The sequence below is a fragment of the Actinoplanes sp. DH11 genome (assembly GCF_020873875.1).
Lineage (GTDB): Bacteria > Actinomycetota > Actinomycetes > Mycobacteriales > Micromonosporaceae > Actinoplanes.
The window spans coordinates 191,735-207,729 of sequence record NZ_JAHWGU010000016.1; the positions used below are offsets into that span (position 1 = coordinate 191,735).

Genomic DNA, 15,995 nt, shown 5'->3' on the forward strand with positions numbered 1-15,995 from the left:
GGCGCGCTGCTGCTGACCAGCCGGCAGGGACGCACTGCTGCTGACCAGCCGGCAGGGACGCACTGCTGCTGACCAGCCGGTGATGCGCTGCCGCTGGTTTGCTTGGCAGGTGCGAAGCAGCCGCGTGTCCACCGGGGTGGAAAGGTGGTCACGCGGCTGCCGGCTTCGCAGGAAAGAATCGGTGCGGTGCGGCGGTGCGGCGGTGCGGCGGTGCGGCGGTGCGGCGGTGCGGCGGTGCGGCGGTGCGGCGGTGCGGCGGTGCGGCGGTGCGGCGGTGCGGCGGTGCGGGAAGGCTCGGGTGGTGTGGTGCGGTGCGGAGCCGGGAGGGCTCAGCGTGACAGGCGGTCGGTCAGGACGTGTGCGGCGAAGAGGTGGAAGCCCACGATCAGCGGGATCGTCGCCGGGACAGTCAGGGCCAGGAAGAACGTCAGCGCTCCGACCGCGCCGGCCGCGGCGACCGCCCGGGGCTGGTTCCACGCCCAGGCGGCGGCCTCCGCCCAGGCCCGATCCGGTGCACGGCCCAGCGCGACCAGGATCACCGATGCCAGCCCACCCAGGGCGAACGCGGCGACCGCGGTCACGGTGAGCAGCGGCCGCCCGCCGGGGACCCAGCCGCGGCCCACGGCGGTCAGGTCGGCCAGCACCAGGACCGCCACCAGCAGCATCGGCAGGCCGGGCAGCAGCCCGCGGCGGAACTGGCGCAGCAGCGGCCGGAGCGGCCCGAACCCGCCCTCCCGGTAGCGGTGCCGGATCGCCGCGGAGCCGGCGGCCAGCGCCGCGGGCGCCGTGAGCAGCGGCAGGGCGGCCACCGTCGTCACGATGCCGATCAGCGCCACGTCGGCGCCCAGGGCGAACCGTTCCCGCCAGTCCGGACGCGGGGTGACCTGTTCCTCAGGCCACCCGGAACCCGGAGCCGACGAACCGGCGCCCGACGAACCGGCGCCCGACGAACCGGCGCCCGACGAGGCGGCGCCCGACGAGGCGGCGCCCGGCGAACCCGTACCGGATGAATCCGTACCCGATGAATCCGGCGACGTCGACAAGGGAGCCTCCGGGAGGGCGGTCGTCATCCCTTGAGCCCTGTCGTGTTGATGCCCTCGACGAGCATCTTCTGGAAGGCCACGAAGAACAGGAACACCGGCGCCAGCGACAGCACCGACATGGCGAACATCGGGCCCACCGCGCTCTGCCCGGTGGAGTCGATGAACAGCGTCAGCGCCACCGGAACGGTGTACTTCTCCAGGTCGGAGAGGTAGACCAGTTGCCGGAAGAAGTCGTTCCAGGTCCAGATGAACGAGAAGATCGCGGTGGAGACGAGGGCCGGCCGGGACAGCGGCAGGATGACGTGCTTGAAGACGCCGAAGGCCGTACACCCGTCGATCTTCGCCGCGTCGTCGAGTTCGCGGGGGACGCCGCGCATGAACTGGACCATCAGAAAGACGAAGAACGCCTCGGTCGCGAGCAGCTGCGGGACGATCAGCGGGGCGTACGGCCAGTCGCCGCCGACCCATCCGAAGGTCTTGAACATGACGAACTGCGGCACGATCAGCACGTGACCGGGAAGCAGCAGCGTCCCGATCATGACGGCGAACCAGAAGCCGCGGAGCCGGAAACGCAGGCGGGCGAAGGCGTACGCGGCCAGCAGGCAGGAGACGCAGTTCGCGACGACGGTGAGTCCCGCGACCATCGCGCTGTTCACGAAGAACCGGCCGAACGCGACGTCGAAGTGGCTCCACCCGTCGGCGAAGTTGCCGGGGGTGAACTCGCGCGGCCACACCGCCATGTTGTTCAGGATCTCCTGCGGCGACTTGAACGCGCTGCCGAGCATCCAGGCGAGCGGGTAGAGCACGATCGCGGTGAGCAGGACCAGCACGACGGGCCGGCCGAGGGTGCGTGGCATCAGTCGTCTCCGTCCGAGTAGTGCACCCAGAACTTGCCGGTGCGGAAGATGAGCACGGTGACCAGGCCGATCGAGAGCAGGAAGACCCAGGCCATCGCGGACGCGTAGCCCATCTGGTACTCGGTGAAGCCCTTGTTGTAGAGGTGCAGCGTGTACATCAGGGTGGAGTCGACCGGTCCGCCGGTGCCGCCGGAGAGCACGAACGCCGAGGTGAAGCCCTGGAACCCGTTGATCGTCTCGAGCACCAGGTTGAAAAAGATCACCGGGGACAGGATGGGCAGTGTCACGTTGAAGAACTGCCGGACCGGGCCGGCGCCGTCCACCGACGCCGCCTCGTATAGCTCCTGCGGCACCTGCTTCAGACCGGCCAGGAAGATCACCATCGGGGCGCCGAACTGCCAGACCGCGAGCAGGATCAGCGTGCCGAGGGCGTAGTCCGGGTCGTTCACCCACGCCTTGCCCTCGATCCCGAACCAGCCGAGGAACGAGTTGAACGCGCCGTCGCGGTTGAACATGCTGACCCAGACGATCGCGACCGCGACGCTGCCACCCAGCAGCGACGGCAGGTAGAACAGGCCGCGGAACAGGCCGGCGGCCCGGAACGCGCGGTTCAGCAGCAGCGCGACGCCGAGCGCCGCGGCCAGCTTGAGCGGGGTGGCGACCAGCGCGAACGTGATGGTGACCCGGACCGCGTGCCAGAAGGAGGGGTCCTCGGTCATCATCTGGCGGTAGTTGTCCAGCCCCACCCACTCGGTCGACGACCAGTCGCTGAGCACGTCGTAGTTGGTGAAGCTGAGGTAGAGCGACATGAGCATCGGGATCGCCGTGATCGCGGCGAAACCGAGCAGCCAGGGCGAGAGGAAGATGTAGCCGGCCAGGCCGTCGGACTTGTGCCGGGCGGGCCGGGCCCGCCGCCGGGTGGCGGCGGGACCGGCGGGCGGCCGTTGCGGTGACGGCGGCGCCTGGGTGACAGCCACGGGACTCACCGGCTGACTGCCGCCTGGCTGGCGGCGAAGAACTGCTCGGCGGCCTGGGCGGGGGTGGCGCGGCCGTACTGGGCCTCCTCGGCGGCCTTGATCAGTTCCGAGCGGACCGTGCTGTGGCCCTTCGGCGGGACCGTCGGCGACGGGCCGTAGTTCTTGGCCAGCTCGTCGATGGTGGCGATGGTCTGCTTCATCGACGCGTTGTCGGTGGAGGCGGCGACCGAGGCGCGGATGTCCAGGTTCGACGGCAGGCCCCGGTCGGTGCCGAGGATGGCGCCGGCCTCCGGGTCGTTCGCCAGGAAGTTGATCACGTCGACCGCGATGTCCTTGTGCTCGGTGCCGCGGAAGACCGAGAAGTACATCGAGGCGCGCGGCCACTGCTTGCTGGCGTCACCGGGGTACGCCACCAGGCCGAGCTCGTCCGTCGTGTTCTTCTGCAGCTCGGGCATCTGGTTCGCCCACACCCACGAGGTGAGCGCCTTGTTCGTCACCACGAGCTGCTTGGTGATGTCGGTGGCGTTGCCCTCGTGGATCACGTCGGCGGTCGGGGTGGCCTTGCCGTCCCGGGCGCCCTTCCACAGCTCGAACCAGGCCTGCACGTCGGCCTGGGTGAAGCCGAGTTCGGCACCGTTGTACATCTCCTTGCCCTGCTGGCGCAGCCACACCCAGAACGCCTTGTAGTCGGCGCTCGGGTCCTGCGTGCCGGGCAGTTTCGCGGCGGCGCCGGCCTTCTGAGCCCAGGCGATGTGCTCCTCCCAGCTCATCCCGGTCTCCGGGAGCGGCTGCTTGGCGGCCTCCAGCTTGGACTTGTTGTAGACCAGGCCCTGGGTGTTCTCGCCGAACGCGAGGCCGGCGAGCTTGCCGTCGACGACGCCGTACTTCCACAGGCCCTCGGGGAACTTCGTGGTGTCCAGCTTGCCGGACTCCTGGTACGAGGTGAGGTCCAGCGTGACGTTGCGGGTCGCGTACTCGGAGAGGAAGTTGTCGTCGATCTGGAAGATGTCCGGCGCGTCGTCACCGGCGGTGAGCGTGGCCAGCTTGTCGAAGTAGCCCTGGTTGGCCTGCCAGGTCTTCTTGAACGTGACGTCCGGGTGCTTGGCGGTGTAGAGGTCGAGGGCCTTCTCGGTGAGTTCGGCGCGGGCCTCGCCGCCCCACCAGAAGAAGCTCAGTTCGACCTTGCCGTCGGAGCTGCCCTCGTCGTCACCGCCACAGGCGCCGAGCACGAGGGGAAGGGCGATCATGCCGGCGACGATGCTGCTCAGGAAGCGGCGCCGGGGGGTATGTGTTGCGGTCATGGCTTGTCGTCACTCCTTGACGTATGCGGCGACCTCAGCGGTGGTCGCACCGGCGGGCAGGAACGGTCCCGGGCCGGTGGAGTTGCGGATGACCAGGTCGGTGTGGAGGTTGATCTGTGCGGTGGATCCGTCGTCGCCCTGCTGCAGGAGCATGTCGACGGCGGCCCGTCCGGCGGCCGCGGTCGGGTTCGCCACGGTGGTGAGCTGCGGACGGACCAGCTCGCTGGCGGCGATGTCGTCTATTCCGACGACGCTCACCTGACCGGGCACCGGGACGTGCCGGTCCTGCAGCGCCTGGAGCAGGCCGATCGCCATCAGGTCGTTGTAGGCGAGCACGCCGGTGGCACCGGTGGCGAGCACGGCCCCGGCGGCCGCGGCGCCGGCCGCGGTGACCGGCTGGTGCGGGCCCAGGACGGTGAGTTCCGCGCCGGCCGCCCGGGCGGTGGCCCCGGCGGCCCGGCGGATCTCCCGGTTGGTCCAGGAACCACGTGGTCCGGACAGGTAGACCAGGTGGCGGTGACCCAGGTCGAGCAGGTGACGCACGGCGGACCGGGCGCCCTGACCCACGTCCATGACCACCGCGGGCAAGCCGGTGATCATGCGGTTGATGACGACCAGCGGCACCTCACGGCGGAGCAGCTCGATCTGGTCGTCGGTCATCCGGGGGCTGCAGAGCAGGATCCCGTCGACCTGTTTCGCCAGGGCCTGGACCAGCTCGGCCTCGACGATCGGGTCCTCGTCGGTATCGGCGACGAAGACGTGATAGTCGCGCCGCCGGGCATGTGTCTCGGCCGCCTTGATCAGCGGCGGGAAGAACGGGTTCGCTATGTCGGCCACGATCAGGCCGATGTTGTGGGTACGACCGGTGATCAGTGCCCGGGCCGCCCGGTTCGGGCGGTAGCCGAGCTGCTCCGCGGTGGCCAGCACCCGGGAACGGGTCTCGGGGTTGACCAGGTGCGGTGCTGAGAAGGTGCGCGACACCGTGGAGATGTGCACGCCGGACGCTCGTGCTACGTCCCGGATCGTCACGGCCACGGTGCCCTCCTCGTTGAGAGTTTCCACCGGCATCGATGTGACGCCGGTCTCTCGGTGAGAGCCATTCATGCAAACGGTTGCGGACGTGTCAACCCCTGTCGATGTCAATCCTGTTGCGTGGGCGTATCCAAAAACCCATAAAACCGGACAAATATCAGCAGGATATTGACATCTGTTGTTGACCGCTCCCTAATCTGTTGCAAACGTTTGCCGAAAACGGAGGCGACGGAATGACGCAGTCACCCCGCCGCCGGTACGCCCTCGTGGGCGCCGGCGCCCGGGCCGGTCTCTTTCTCAGAGCGCTCAGCACCGACCACGCCGACGTGGCCGAGCTGGTGGCCCTGGCCGACACCAACCCCGCCCGCCCGGCCGTGCACAACGCCCGCCTGCAGCGCCTCGGCGCCGCGCCGGTCCCGGTCTACGACGCGGCCGACTTCACCGAGATGCTCAAACGCGAGCGGGTGGACGTCGCGCTGGTCACGACCGTCGACCGGTACCACGACCACTACGTAGCGGCGGCGCTGGAGGCCGGCTGCGACGCGATCACCGAGAAACCGATGACCGTGGACGCGAACGGTTGCCGGCGCATCCTGTCGGCCGCCCGCCGGACCGGGCGCGACGTGCGGGTCACGTTCAACTACCGCTACAACCCGTTGCACGAGGCGGTGAAGCGGATCATCTCCGGCGGCGAGATCGGCGAGGTCGGCTCGGTGCACTTCGAGTGGCTGCTCGACGTGCGCCACGGAGCCGACTACTTCCGGCGCTGGCACCGGGACAAGGCCAACTCCGGCGGCCTGCTCGTGCACAAGGCGAGCCACCACTTCGACCTGGTGAACTGGTGGCTGGACGACGAGCCGGAGCAGGTCTTCGCGGCGGGTCGGCTGTTCTTCTACGGCGATCAGGGCCGGCGGCACGGATACGCGCGGGACTATGCGCGGGCCCACGGCGAGGCGGGCGCCGACGGCGATCCCTTCGCGCTGCGGCTCGCCGACGAGCCCGGGCTCAAGGAGCTCTACCTGGACGCCGAGCGGCACGACGGCTATCACCGCGACCAGAACGTCTTCGCATCCGGGGTATCCATCGAGGACGATATGGCAGTGCTGGTCCGCTACGCCCGCGGGGCGTCGATGAGCTACCACCTGACGGCCTACGCGCCGTGGGAGGGTTACCGGCTCATGATCAACGGAAGCCGGGGACGTCTCGAGCTCGAGGTGGTGGAGAGCGATCATGTGGCGCCCTCGGCCGCCGGCGCGGTCAAGGGCGAGCCCGGCGCGGAGTCCACCGCCGAGCGGGGCTTCAAGCGGCTGCTGGTCCGGCCGTACTGGGCGCCGCCGCGCGAGGTGGTCGTCGAGGGACTCTCCCGCGGTGGCCACGGCGGTGGCGACGTCCGGATGCTGGCGGATCTGATCCGGCCGGACGGGCGGACCGACCCGCTGCACCGGAGCGCCACCGGAGAGGACGGCGCCCGGGCCCTGCTGACCGGGCTCGCCGCCAACGAGTCGATCAGGACCGGCACAGCCGTCACGGTGAAGGACGTCCTGAACATCGAGGAGATCAGGTGACCCATCTCTTTCCCGCCGAGCCGACTGTTCGGCAGATCGCCGGCGAGCTCTACGAGCACGCCCGGCACCTGCCGCTGATCAGTCCGCACGGTCACGTCGACCCGGCCCTGCTGGCCGACGACACCCCGTTCCCCGACCCGGCCCGGCTGTTCGTGGTGCCCGACCACTACGTCACCCGGATGCTCGCCAGCCAGGGCATCCCGCAGAGCCGGCTCGGCGTGCCAAGCATCGACGGGTCCGAGGTGGAGACCGACGGCCGGGCCATCTGGCGGCTGCTCGCCGGGAACTGGCACCTGTTCCGCGGCACCCCGTCCCGGCTCTGGACCGAGAAGGTGCTGGCCGACGTGTTCGGCATCGACAAGCGGCTCGGCGCGGACACCGCCGACGAGATCTACGATGAGCTGAGCGCCCGGCTGGCCGAGCCGGAGTACCGGCCGCGGGCACTGTTCACCCGCTTCAACCTGGAGGTGCTGGCCACCACCGAGAGCCCGCTCGACGAACTGGCCGCGCACGCCAAGCTGGCCGCGGACGGCTGGGGCGGTCCCGGCGGGCGGGTGATCACCACGTTCCGGCCGGACAACCTGGTCGACCCGGAATGGCCGGGATGGCCGGAACGGGTGGCCGCCCTCGGCGAGCTGACCGGCCGCGACGTGGGCACGTACCCCGGCTTCCTCGCCGCCCTGCGCGCCCGCCGCGAGCTCTTCGTCGCCGCCGGCGCCACCAGCTCCGACCACGGGCACCCCACCGCCGCGACCCTGGTGCTCGACGACGGCGAGGCGGCGGTGCTCTACCGCAAGGCCCTCGGCGGCGGCGCCGACGAACGGGACGCCGAGGCGTTCCGGGCGCACATGCTCACCGAGTTCGCCCGGATGTCGCTGGAGGACGGCCTGGTGATGCAGCTGCACCCCGGCTCGGTGCGCAACCACGACACGTACCTCTACGGCCGGCACGGCCGCGACGTCGGCGGCGACATCCCGTCGGCCACCGACTACGTGCGCGGCCTGCGGCCGCTGCTCGACGCGTACGGGCACGACCCCCGCCTGCGGATCGTGCTCTACACCCTGGACGAGACCACGTTCACCCGGGAACTCGCACCGCTGGCGGGCGGCTACCCGGCCCTCTACCTCGGTGCGCCCTGGTGGTTCCTGGACAGCCCGGAAGGCCTGCGCCGGTTCCGCGAGGCCGTCACCGAGACGGCCGGCTTCTACAACACCGCCGGGTTCGCCGACGACACCCGCGCGTTCTGCTCCATCCCGGCCCGGCACGACGTGGCCCGCCGGATCGACGCCGGCTTCCTGGCCCGGCTCGTCGCCGAGGGCCGGCTGCCCCTCGACGAGGCCGCCGAGACGATCGCGGACCTCGCCTACCACCTGCCCAAGCGAATCTTCCGACTGGATGGTGCCTCGTGACGGTCCGAATCACCGGCGTCGACGTCCACGACGTCCGTTTCCCCACCGCGGCCGCCGGCGACGGCTCCGACGCGATCAACCGGGGCGACTACTCCGCCACGTACGTCGAGGTCACCACGGACGCCGGCGTCACCGGCAGCGGGCTCACCTTCACCAACGGCCGGGGCAACGAGCTCACCTGCGCGGCGGTCGAGGCACTGGCCGGGCACGTCACCGGCCGGACCGTCGAGGAACTCGCCGCCGACCAGGTCACGTTCTTCCGCTCGATCACCGCGGACCCGCAGCTGCGCTGGCTCGGACCGGAGAAGGGCGTCATCCACATGGCGTCCGGCGCGCTGATCAACGCGGTCTGGGACCTGCGGGCGCGCCTCGCCGGGAAGCCGATGTGGCAGTACCTCGCCGAGATGCCGAGCGCCGACCTCGTCGCCGCGATCGACTTCCGGCACATCAGCGACGCGATCACGCCCGGCGAAGCGCGCGAGATCCTGGAGAAGGGCACCATCGGGTACGCGGACCGCCGCGCCGAACTGGAACGCGACGGCTTCCCGGCCTACACCACGAGCGTCGGCTGGCTGGGCTACCCGGACGACAAGGTCCGTGAGCTGACCCGGCAGGCCGTGGCCGACGGGTGGCGGGCGGTGAAGATGAAGGTCGGCGGCCCGCTCGACGACGACGTGCGGCGCGCCGGCATCATCCGGAGCGAACTGCCCGAGGGCGCGCTGCTGATGATGGACGCCAACCAGGTCTGGGACGTCGACGAGGCGATCGCCGCGATGGCCCGGCTGGGCGAGTTCGACCCGTACTGGATCGAAGAGCCCACCCACGCCGACGACGTTCTCGGCCACGCCCGGATCGCCGAGGCGGTGGCACCGGTCCGAGTCGCCACCGGTGAGGTCGCCGCCAACCGGGTGATCTTCAAGCAGCTGATGCAGGCCCGGGCGATCCGGGTCTGCCAGGTGGACGCCTGCCGGGTCGCCGGCGTCAACGAGGTGCTCGCCACCCTGCTGATGGCCGCGAAGTTCGGCGTGCCGGTCTGCCCGCACGCCGGTGGCGTCGGCCTCTGCGAGTACGTCCAGCACCTGGCGATCTTCGACTACCTGCGCGTCGGCCGGTCACTGGACGGCCGCATGATCGAATATGTCGACCACCTGCACGAGCACTTCACCGACCCGGTCACGGTCGTCGACGGCCGGTACCGGCTGCCGCAACGCCCCGGCTACAGCGTCGAGATGAAGCCGGCCTCGATCGCCGGGTTCCGCTTCCCGGAAGGACCGGCATGGCGGTGACCTATCGGCTCGGCCTGCCCGCGCTCGCGTCGATGCCCGCCGGCCGGCGACCCCTGGTCAGCCCCGGCGAGGTCCGGCCCGGCATCGTCCACCTCGGACTCGGCGCGTTCCATCGGGCACATCAGGCCGTCTACACCGAGGCGGCGGTCGCCGCGTCCGGCGGGAACTGGGGGATCGTCGGCGTCGCGCCGCGCTCCCGCGACGTGCTGGACCGGCTGCGCGAGCAGGACCGGCTCTACAGCGTGCTCACCGTGGGCGGGCCGGTCGACGAGGCGCGGGCGGTGGGCATCCTCGCCGGGCTCGGGCATGCCGCCGGGGACCCGTACGGTGTGGTCGCCGCCATCGCCGACCCCGGTATCCGGATCGTGTCGCTCACCGTGACCGAGAAGGCGTACCGCCTCGACCCGTCCGGCCGCCTGCTGCTCGACGACGAGCTGCGCGCCCAGCTCACCGGGCTGGCGCCGCCGACGACCGTGCCCGCGCTGCTGGCCCGGGCAGTCCTGGCCCGGCGGATCGCCGGCGCCGGACCGCTCACCGTGCTCTGCTGCGACAACCTGCAGGGCAACGGGCCGCGGATCCGGGGACTTGTCGAACAGGCCCTGGAGGTGGCCGGTGCCGCGCTGCCGGACGACGTCGCCTTCCCGGCCACCATGGTCGACCGGATCGTGCCGGCCACCAGCGCCGACCACCGGCGGCGGGCCGCACTGGCGCTGGGAGCCGACGACGCGGTGCCGGTCGTCGCCGAGCCGTTCACCCAGTGGGTGATCGAGGACCGGTTCCCCGGCGGGCGGCCGGACTGGGCGGCGGCAGGGGCGGTGCTCACCGACGACGTGACCCCGTGGGAGATGCTCAAGCTGCGCGCCCTCAACGCGGTGCACTCCGCGACGGCGTACCTCGGTGCCCTCGCCGGCCGGGAACTGATCGCCGACTCCCTGGAGATGCCCGGCCTCACCGGCGTGCTGCGCCGCTTCGTCGCCGACGAGGTGGCGCTCACCGTGCGCCCGCCGGCCGGGGTCACCGTGATCGGTTACGGCGAGACCGCGCTGACCCGCTTCGCCAACCGCGAACTCGGGCACCGCAACCTGCAGGTCGCGATGGACGGCACCCAGAAACTGCCGCACCGCCTGCTCGGCACCGTCCGGGACCTGCGCGCGCTGGGTGCCCGCCCCTGCTGGGCGGGGCTGTTCCTGGCCGCGTGGATGCGCTTCGCGCGGGGGTACGCCGACAGCGGCGCGACCCTGCCCCTCGACGACCCGCTGTCCGGGCGGATCCGGCAGGTGCTGGACGCGGCACCGGACACCCCGGACGGTGTGGTGACCGCGCTGCTCACCCTGCGCGAGGTGTTCCCGGAATCCCTCGCCGGCGACGACGTGCTGCGGCGTGAACTGCTCCACTGGTACACCGAACTGGACCGGCACGGCGCCGAGGCCACCATCGGGGCGCTGTCATGACCGCCTGTCCCGCCGCTTCCGCGGCCGTGCGCCTCCCGCCCGTGGCTCCTGCGGCTGTGCGCTGCCCGCCCGCCGGTCCTGCGGCTTTGCGCCGCGCGGTGTCCGGGGCGCTGCCGTGACGCCGCGGGTCGCCCTGATCGGGGCCGGGGGGCACGGTGCGTCCCACCGCCGTACCCTCGCCCGCCTCGCCGCCGAAGGCCGCCTCAAGGTGGCCGGACTCTGCGACCGGGAGCCCGTGGAGGCGCCGGACGCGCCGTTCTTCACCGACCACAATGCGCTGCTCGCCGAGGTGCGCCCCGACGTCGTGATCATCTGTACGCCGCCGCACACCCACCTGCCGATCGCCCTCGACGCGCTCACCGCCGGGGCCGACCTGCTCCTGGAGAAACCGCCGGTGATGTCGCTCGACGAACACCACCGGCTCGCCGCCGAGGTCGCCGAAACCGGCCGGCTGTGCCAGGTCGGATTCCAGGCCCTCGGCTCGGCGGCGCTCGCCGCCCTGATCGCCGCCGGACCCACCGGGCCGATCGGCGTCCTCGGGGCGTGGTGGCGGCCGGACACCTACTACTCCCGCGCGCCCTGGGCCGGCCGGCGAGCCGTCGGCGGGCGGCCGGTGCTCGACGGCGCCCTGGTCAACCCGTTCGCGCACGCCCTCATGCAGGCCCTCGTCATCGCCGGCCCCGGCTTCCGCCCGGTCACGCTCGAACTGGAGCGGTACCGCACCCGGGCCATCGAGACCGACGACACCACGTTCCTGCGGGTCACCGGCACCGACGGGCGGCGGATCACGCTGGCCGTCACGCTCGCCTCCGAGGTCTTCCTGGCCGGCGAGATCCGGGTCGGCCGCCCGCCCGGCGAGGCCGCCCTGGAATACCCCACGGACCGCCTGCGACTGCCCGGCTCGCCGTTCCGCGAGGTGCCGGGACGGGCCGGGCTGCTGGAGAACCTCCTCGACCACCGGGACGACCCGGCCGTCGAGCTGCTCGCACCGCTGGAGCGGACCGAGGTCTTCACGGCCGTCGCGGAGGCGATCGTGCGGTCGGAACCGCCGGTGGAGATCGGGGGACGGTGGCTCCGGCCGCACCCGGCGGGCGGCGGGCAGGTGCTGCCGGGGATCGACGCGCTGGTCCGCCAGGTGGCCGAGACCGGCGAACTGCCGTCCGAGGCCGGGGTCGGCTGGGCGGTGCCGGCCCGCCGGATCGGGGTGCGGCTCGGTGCGTACCCGGCCACCTGAGATTGCTCCCCTCCCGTGCCTCCTCGCGTTCCGCCTCTCTCGAAGTGAGGAAAGGAAAAACGATGCGCAAGATGTCCGTCGCAGAACTTGAAGCACATCATCGTGGTCCCACCTTCACCAGCGTCCTTCCCGGGCACGTGGTGCAGCGGGGCGGGTTCCGCGTCTACGCGGAACCCCATTTCCGGACGCACGACGAACCGGGCCGGCATGTGCACACGGTTCCGGAAGTGTTCGTCATCGTCCAGGGCAGTGGTGCGATCGAAGTTGAAGGAGTCCAAGTGGACACATTCCAGTCCGGTGAGGCGATAGTCTTCGAACCGGGGGAGGACCACCATCTGATCAGCAAGGGCGCGGATCCGCTCGTATTCGTGTGGATGCATCTGGAACCGGTCGCGTAACCGCCATGTTCACCCGACCCGCTCCCGCACTCACCGCAACGCTCGGCGCTGTCCTCGCCGGCGTGCTCGCCGTTCCGCCGGCCGTCTCCGCCACCGTTCCGTCCGCGTCCGCCGTCCTTCCCGCCGCCGTCCCTCCCTCGGCTGCGCCTGCCGTCCTTCCCGCGGCGGCCCGTCAGGTGCTGCCCGCCAACGACGGCTGGGCCGCTGCCGCCGGCGGCACCACCGGCGGTTCCGCGGCCGACGACGCGCACGTCTTCGTCGTACGCAACCGATCAGAGTTGGCCACCGCCCTCGCCGGCGGCACCGACCCGACACCGCGCATCGTGCTCATATCCGGAACCGTCCAGGCCAACGTGGACGATGCCGGCGCGCCACTGACCTGCGCCGACTACGCGGACCCGGCCTACTCCCTCGACCAGTACCTGGCCACGTACGACCCGGCCGTGTGGGGTACGGCGACCCGGCCGACCGGCCCGCTCGAGGAGGCCCGGGTCCGCTCGCAGCGCAACCAGGCCGCCCGGATCCAGCTGCGGGTCGGGGCCAACACGACAATTCTCGGACTGCCGAACGCCCGCCTGGTCGGCGCGAACCTGCTCGTCCAGAACGTCGACAACGTCATCGTCCGCAACCTGCGGCTCGAGGACGCGGCCGACTGCTTCCCGGCGTGGGACCCGACCGACGGCTCCGCCGGGAACTGGAACTCCGCCTACGACCTGGTCACCCTGACCGGAGCCACCCACGTGTGGGTCGACCACAACACGTTCAGCGACGGCAACAATGTGGACTCGGCGCAGCCGCGCTATTTCGGGCGCCCCTACCAGGTGCACGACGGTGCCCTCGACATCATTCGCGCCTCCGATTACGTGACAGCGTCCTGGAACGTCTTCCAGGAACACGACAAGACCATGCTGATCGGTTCCACCAACACGGTCGGCGCCGACGTCGGAAAGCTGCGCGTGACAGTTCACCACAACCGTTTCGCCAATGTCGGGCAACGGGTGCCGCGTGTCCGGTTCGGCCAGGTCGACGTCTACAACAACTACTACTATCTGACCGACGAGGACGCCTACTCCTATTCGTGGGGCGTCGGCGTCCAATCGGCGATCTACGCGGAGAACAACTTCCTGCTCCGCAGCGCCGACATCCCCCTCGAAGACTTCGTCTACGACTGGGGTGGCGCCGGGATGACCGAGATCGGCACCCTGACCCGGGTCGGCACCGGCCCGGTGAGCGCGGTGAGCCTGCTCGGCGCCTACAACGCCACCCACGACCCGGACCTCGGCACGGACGCGGGCTGGGTGCCGGTGCTACGGCCCGGCCCGATCACCCCGACCGCCCAGGTCCCCACCGTGGTGAACGCCGAAGCCGGCGCCGGCCGCCTCTGACCCGATCCGTCCCGCCGATCCCGTGAGCCACAGCCGCAGCAACTCCGGCTGTGGCTCACGGCCGTCAGCGGGGTGTCCCAGCCTGCGCGGCGATGTTGATCTGCTGCGTGACACCTGCGCGGCGATGTTGATCTGCTGCGTGGCGCCTGCGCGGCGATGTTGATCTGCTACGTGGCGCCTGCGCGGCGATGTTGATCTGCTAGCGCTACGAATTCGCGGTTTTAACCCCTTGATCACAGCGATTTCGTAGCGCTAGCAGATCAACATCTCGGCGTGGGCGGCGCGGCCGGCGCCACTCGGGCTGGAATCGGAGGACCCGGGGTGCTTAAGACCGGGCGGTGTCGGCTGGACGGCGATCGGGTGCGCCGCCCGGGTGCGCCGGCCCGGGTGCGCAGGCCGGGGTGTGTCGCCCGGGGTGCGGCGATCGGGGTGCGGCGGCCGGAGGCTCACGGCTGGCAGCAACCTCGGCGGCCGGAGGCGTCAGGCGTGCCTGAGCGGCGGCTTTGGGTGACCAGAAACGGACTTGGACCTTAAAGCGGCAGCGCCCACAACCTTAAGTTTCTCTTTAGTTCGATCCCTCCTGGGAGCGTTCCCGTATGGACCGGCGAGAACGTGGTCCGACAGGAAGGCACGCAGATGAAGCGGTACCGGAGCTACCGGAGCAACGCGGGGGGATCGAACGTTCGGCGCTGGCGGGTGGCCGGCGTGGCGGGTGTCGCGGTGGCGATGGTCGGTGTCGGACTCGGGGTGGCGGCGGCTGCCGACACGGCGACTCCGACGGTGAACTGCGCCAGTGTGGCTGACAAGCTTCCGGCGGTTCCGGCGTCGGCGCAGGCGGAGATCGAGCGGAACCTGGCGCTGCTGAACACGCAGATCCAGGAGGCGAACAATCGGATCGCGAGTTCGGTCGGTCAGGGCGGCGCCAACTTCATCCAGAACGCGATCCTCGGTCCGCTGGAGGACAAGCGGTTCGCCACGATCAACCGGATGGAGACGGCGATCGGGCGGGCGGCCGCGAAGCCGGACCTGAACGCGGAAGGGCTGGCGCCGTGCTCGCTGAACGAGAACGGTGGCGGTGACGCGGCGCCGGAACCGACCGCGGTGCCGGGCGCACCGGCCGGCAACAGCGGCGGCGGCAACGCCGGCGGTGGCAACGGGAACAACGGCGGTGGCAACGGCAACGCGGGCGGCGGCAACGCGGACGGGCTGCCCACGGTGAACTGCCCGTCGGTCGCTGACAAGCTTCCGGCGGTTCCGGCGTCCGCGCAGGCGGAGATCGAGCGGAACCTGGCCCTGCTGAACACGCAGATCCAGGAGGCCAACACCCGGATCCGCAACACCGTGGGTCAGGGCGGCGCCAACTTCATCCAGAACGCGATCCTCGGTCCGCTGGAGGACAAGCGGTTCGCCACGATCAACCGGATGGAGACGGCGATCGGGCGGGCGGCCGCGAAGCCGGACCTGAACGCGGAAGGGCTGGCGCCGTGCTCGCTGAACGAGAACGGTGGCGGTGACGCGGCGCCGGAACCGACCGCGGTGCCGGGCGCACCGGCCGGCAACAACGGCGGCGGCAACGCCGGTGGCAACGCGGGGAACGGCGCCGTGCCGACCGTGAACTGCCCGGCCGTGAACATCGGCGTGGCGATCCCGGCGTCGGCGCAGTCCGAGGTGACCCGCAACCTGGAACTGCTGGAGACGCAGATCCGGGAGGCGAACAACCGGATCGCCGGCACCGTGGGCCAGGGTGGTCCGAACTTCATCCAGAACGCGATCCTCGGTCCGCTGGAGGACAAGCGGTTCGCCACGATCAACCGGATGGAGACCGCGATCGGGCGGGCGGCCGCCAAGCCGAACCTGAACGCCGAGGGCCTGGCCCCCTGCGGACTGAACCAGTGAGGAACTGACCTTCCCGGACGGCCCGGCCACCACGCCTTGGGTTCTAGGAGTCGTCGCAACACCCCAGTTCAGGGGATGCGATGGACTTCGAGGTCCGGGACCGGTCGGTCAATCAGGGCCGTCGACGTCTGACCCGCGAGCGTGAGGCATATCTTGCGCTC

The 15,995-nt window shown here is 71.0% G+C and carries 13 protein-coding genes; 8 read left to right on the plus strand and 5 right to left on the minus strand.

The window, feature by feature from the left end:
• Positions 1-329 precede the first annotated feature (329 nt).
• From LPA41_RS23705 to LPA41_RS23725, 5 genes are read right to left on the minus strand one after another with little or no spacing between them, the layout of a single operon-like run.
• Entirely contained in the window at positions 330-1,070 is a 741-nt protein-coding gene (locus LPA41_RS23705; protein ID WP_229072958.1) for a hypothetical protein, read from the minus strand.
• The gene (locus tag LPA41_RS23710; RefSeq protein ID WP_229072959.1) at positions 1,067-1,900 is read right to left on the minus strand and encodes a carbohydrate ABC transporter permease; all 834 of its coding nucleotides are present in this window, start codon (positions 1,898-1,900) and stop codon (positions 1,067-1,069) included. Before LPA41_RS23710 ends, LPA41_RS23705 begins: the two co-directional genes overlap by 4 nt.
• A complete protein-coding gene (locus LPA41_RS23715) occupies positions 1,900-2,877 on the minus strand; it encodes a carbohydrate ABC transporter permease (protein ID WP_229072960.1) in 978 nt (325 codons plus the stop codon). Before LPA41_RS23715 ends, LPA41_RS23710 begins: the two co-directional genes overlap by 1 nt.
• A gap of 5 nt (positions 2,878-2,882) precedes the next feature.
• On the minus strand, positions 2,883-4,178 hold the full coding sequence (locus LPA41_RS23720) for an ABC transporter substrate-binding protein (protein ID WP_229072961.1): 1,296 nt from the start codon (positions 4,176-4,178) through the stop codon (positions 2,883-2,885).
• 9 nt (positions 4,179-4,187) lie between these two features.
• Positions 4,188-5,213 (minus strand): LacI family DNA-binding transcriptional regulator, encoded by a 1,026-nt coding sequence (locus LPA41_RS23725; protein WP_229072974.1) that lies wholly within the window; start codon positions 5,211-5,213, stop codon positions 4,188-4,190.
• 230 nt (positions 5,214-5,443) lie between these two features.
• Here LPA41_RS23725 and LPA41_RS23730 point away from each other — a divergent pair, with 230 nt between their 5' ends.
• The 8 genes from LPA41_RS23730 to LPA41_RS23765 all read left to right on the plus strand — a co-directional run bounded on the left by LPA41_RS23730 (position 5,444) and on the right by LPA41_RS23765 (position 15,834).
• The gene (locus tag LPA41_RS23730) at positions 5,444-6,775 is read left to right on the plus strand and encodes a Gfo/Idh/MocA family protein (RefSeq protein ID WP_229072962.1); all 1,332 of its coding nucleotides are present in this window, start codon (positions 5,444-5,446) and stop codon (positions 6,773-6,775) included.
• Complete coding sequence (gene uxaC, locus LPA41_RS23735; RefSeq protein WP_229072963.1) at positions 6,772-8,184, plus strand: glucuronate isomerase; 1,413 nt, start codon at positions 6,772-6,774, stop codon at positions 8,182-8,184. The genes LPA41_RS23730 and uxaC overlap by 4 nt, the downstream gene beginning before the upstream one ends.
• Positions 8,181-9,470: an enolase C-terminal domain-like protein gene (locus LPA41_RS23740; RefSeq protein WP_229072964.1), complete on the plus strand. Its 1,290-nt coding sequence runs from the start codon at positions 8,181-8,183 to the stop codon at positions 9,468-9,470. Before uxaC ends, LPA41_RS23740 begins: the two co-directional genes overlap by 4 nt.
• Positions 9,461-10,921, plus strand: a complete 1,461-nt coding sequence (locus LPA41_RS23745; protein WP_229072965.1) for a mannitol dehydrogenase family protein — start codon at positions 9,461-9,463, stop codon at positions 10,919-10,921. The genes LPA41_RS23740 and LPA41_RS23745 overlap by 10 nt, the downstream gene beginning before the upstream one ends.
• 115 nt (positions 10,922-11,036) lie before the next feature.
• Positions 11,037-12,155 carry a Gfo/Idh/MocA family protein gene (locus LPA41_RS23750; RefSeq protein WP_229072966.1) on the plus strand — a complete coding sequence of 373 codons (1,119 nt, stop codon included), beginning with the start codon at positions 11,037-11,039 and terminating at the stop codon, positions 12,153-12,155.
• Positions 12,156-12,217: 62 nt separating this feature from the next.
• Positions 12,218-12,553, plus strand: a complete 336-nt coding sequence (locus tag LPA41_RS23755; protein WP_229072967.1) for a cupin domain-containing protein — start codon at positions 12,218-12,220, stop codon at positions 12,551-12,553.
• 5 nt (positions 12,554-12,558) lie between these two features.
• A complete protein-coding gene (locus tag LPA41_RS23760) occupies positions 12,559-13,938 on the plus strand; it encodes a polysaccharide lyase family 1 protein (RefSeq protein WP_229072968.1) in 1,380 nt (459 codons plus the stop codon).
• 705 nt (positions 13,939-14,643) lie between these two features.
• Positions 14,644-15,834, plus strand: a complete 1,191-nt coding sequence (locus tag LPA41_RS23765; protein WP_229072969.1) for a hypothetical protein — start codon at positions 14,644-14,646, stop codon at positions 15,832-15,834.
• Positions 15,835-15,995: the final 161 nt, after the last annotated feature.

Excerpts from the sequence above, each read along its gene's own strand:
- LPA41_RS23705 (WP_229072958.1), bottom strand. The coding sequence starts at position 1,070 with ATGACGACCGCCCTCCCGGAGGCTCCCTTGTCGACGTCGCCGGATTCA.
- LPA41_RS23710 (WP_229072959.1), bottom strand. The coding sequence starts at position 1,900 with ATGCCACGCACCCTCGGCCGGCCCGTCGTGCTGGTCCTGCTCACCGCG.
- LPA41_RS23745 (WP_229072965.1), top strand. The coding sequence starts at position 9,461 with ATGGCGGTGACCTATCGGCTCGGCCTGCCCGCGCTCGCGTCGATGCCC.
- LPA41_RS23755 (WP_229072967.1), top strand. The coding sequence starts at position 12,218 with ATGCGCAAGATGTCCGTCGCAGAACTTGAAGCACATCATCGTGGTCCC.
- LPA41_RS23760 (WP_229072968.1), top strand. The coding sequence starts at position 12,559 with ATGTTCACCCGACCCGCTCCCGCACTCACCGCAACGCTCGGCGCTGTC.
- LPA41_RS23730 (WP_229072962.1), top strand. The coding sequence starts at position 5,444 with ATGACGCAGTCACCCCGCCGCCGGTACGCCCTCGTGGGCGCCGGCGCC.
- LPA41_RS23720 (WP_229072961.1), bottom strand. The coding sequence starts at position 4,178 with ATGACCGCAACACATACCCCCCGGCGCCGCTTCCTGAGCAGCATCGTC.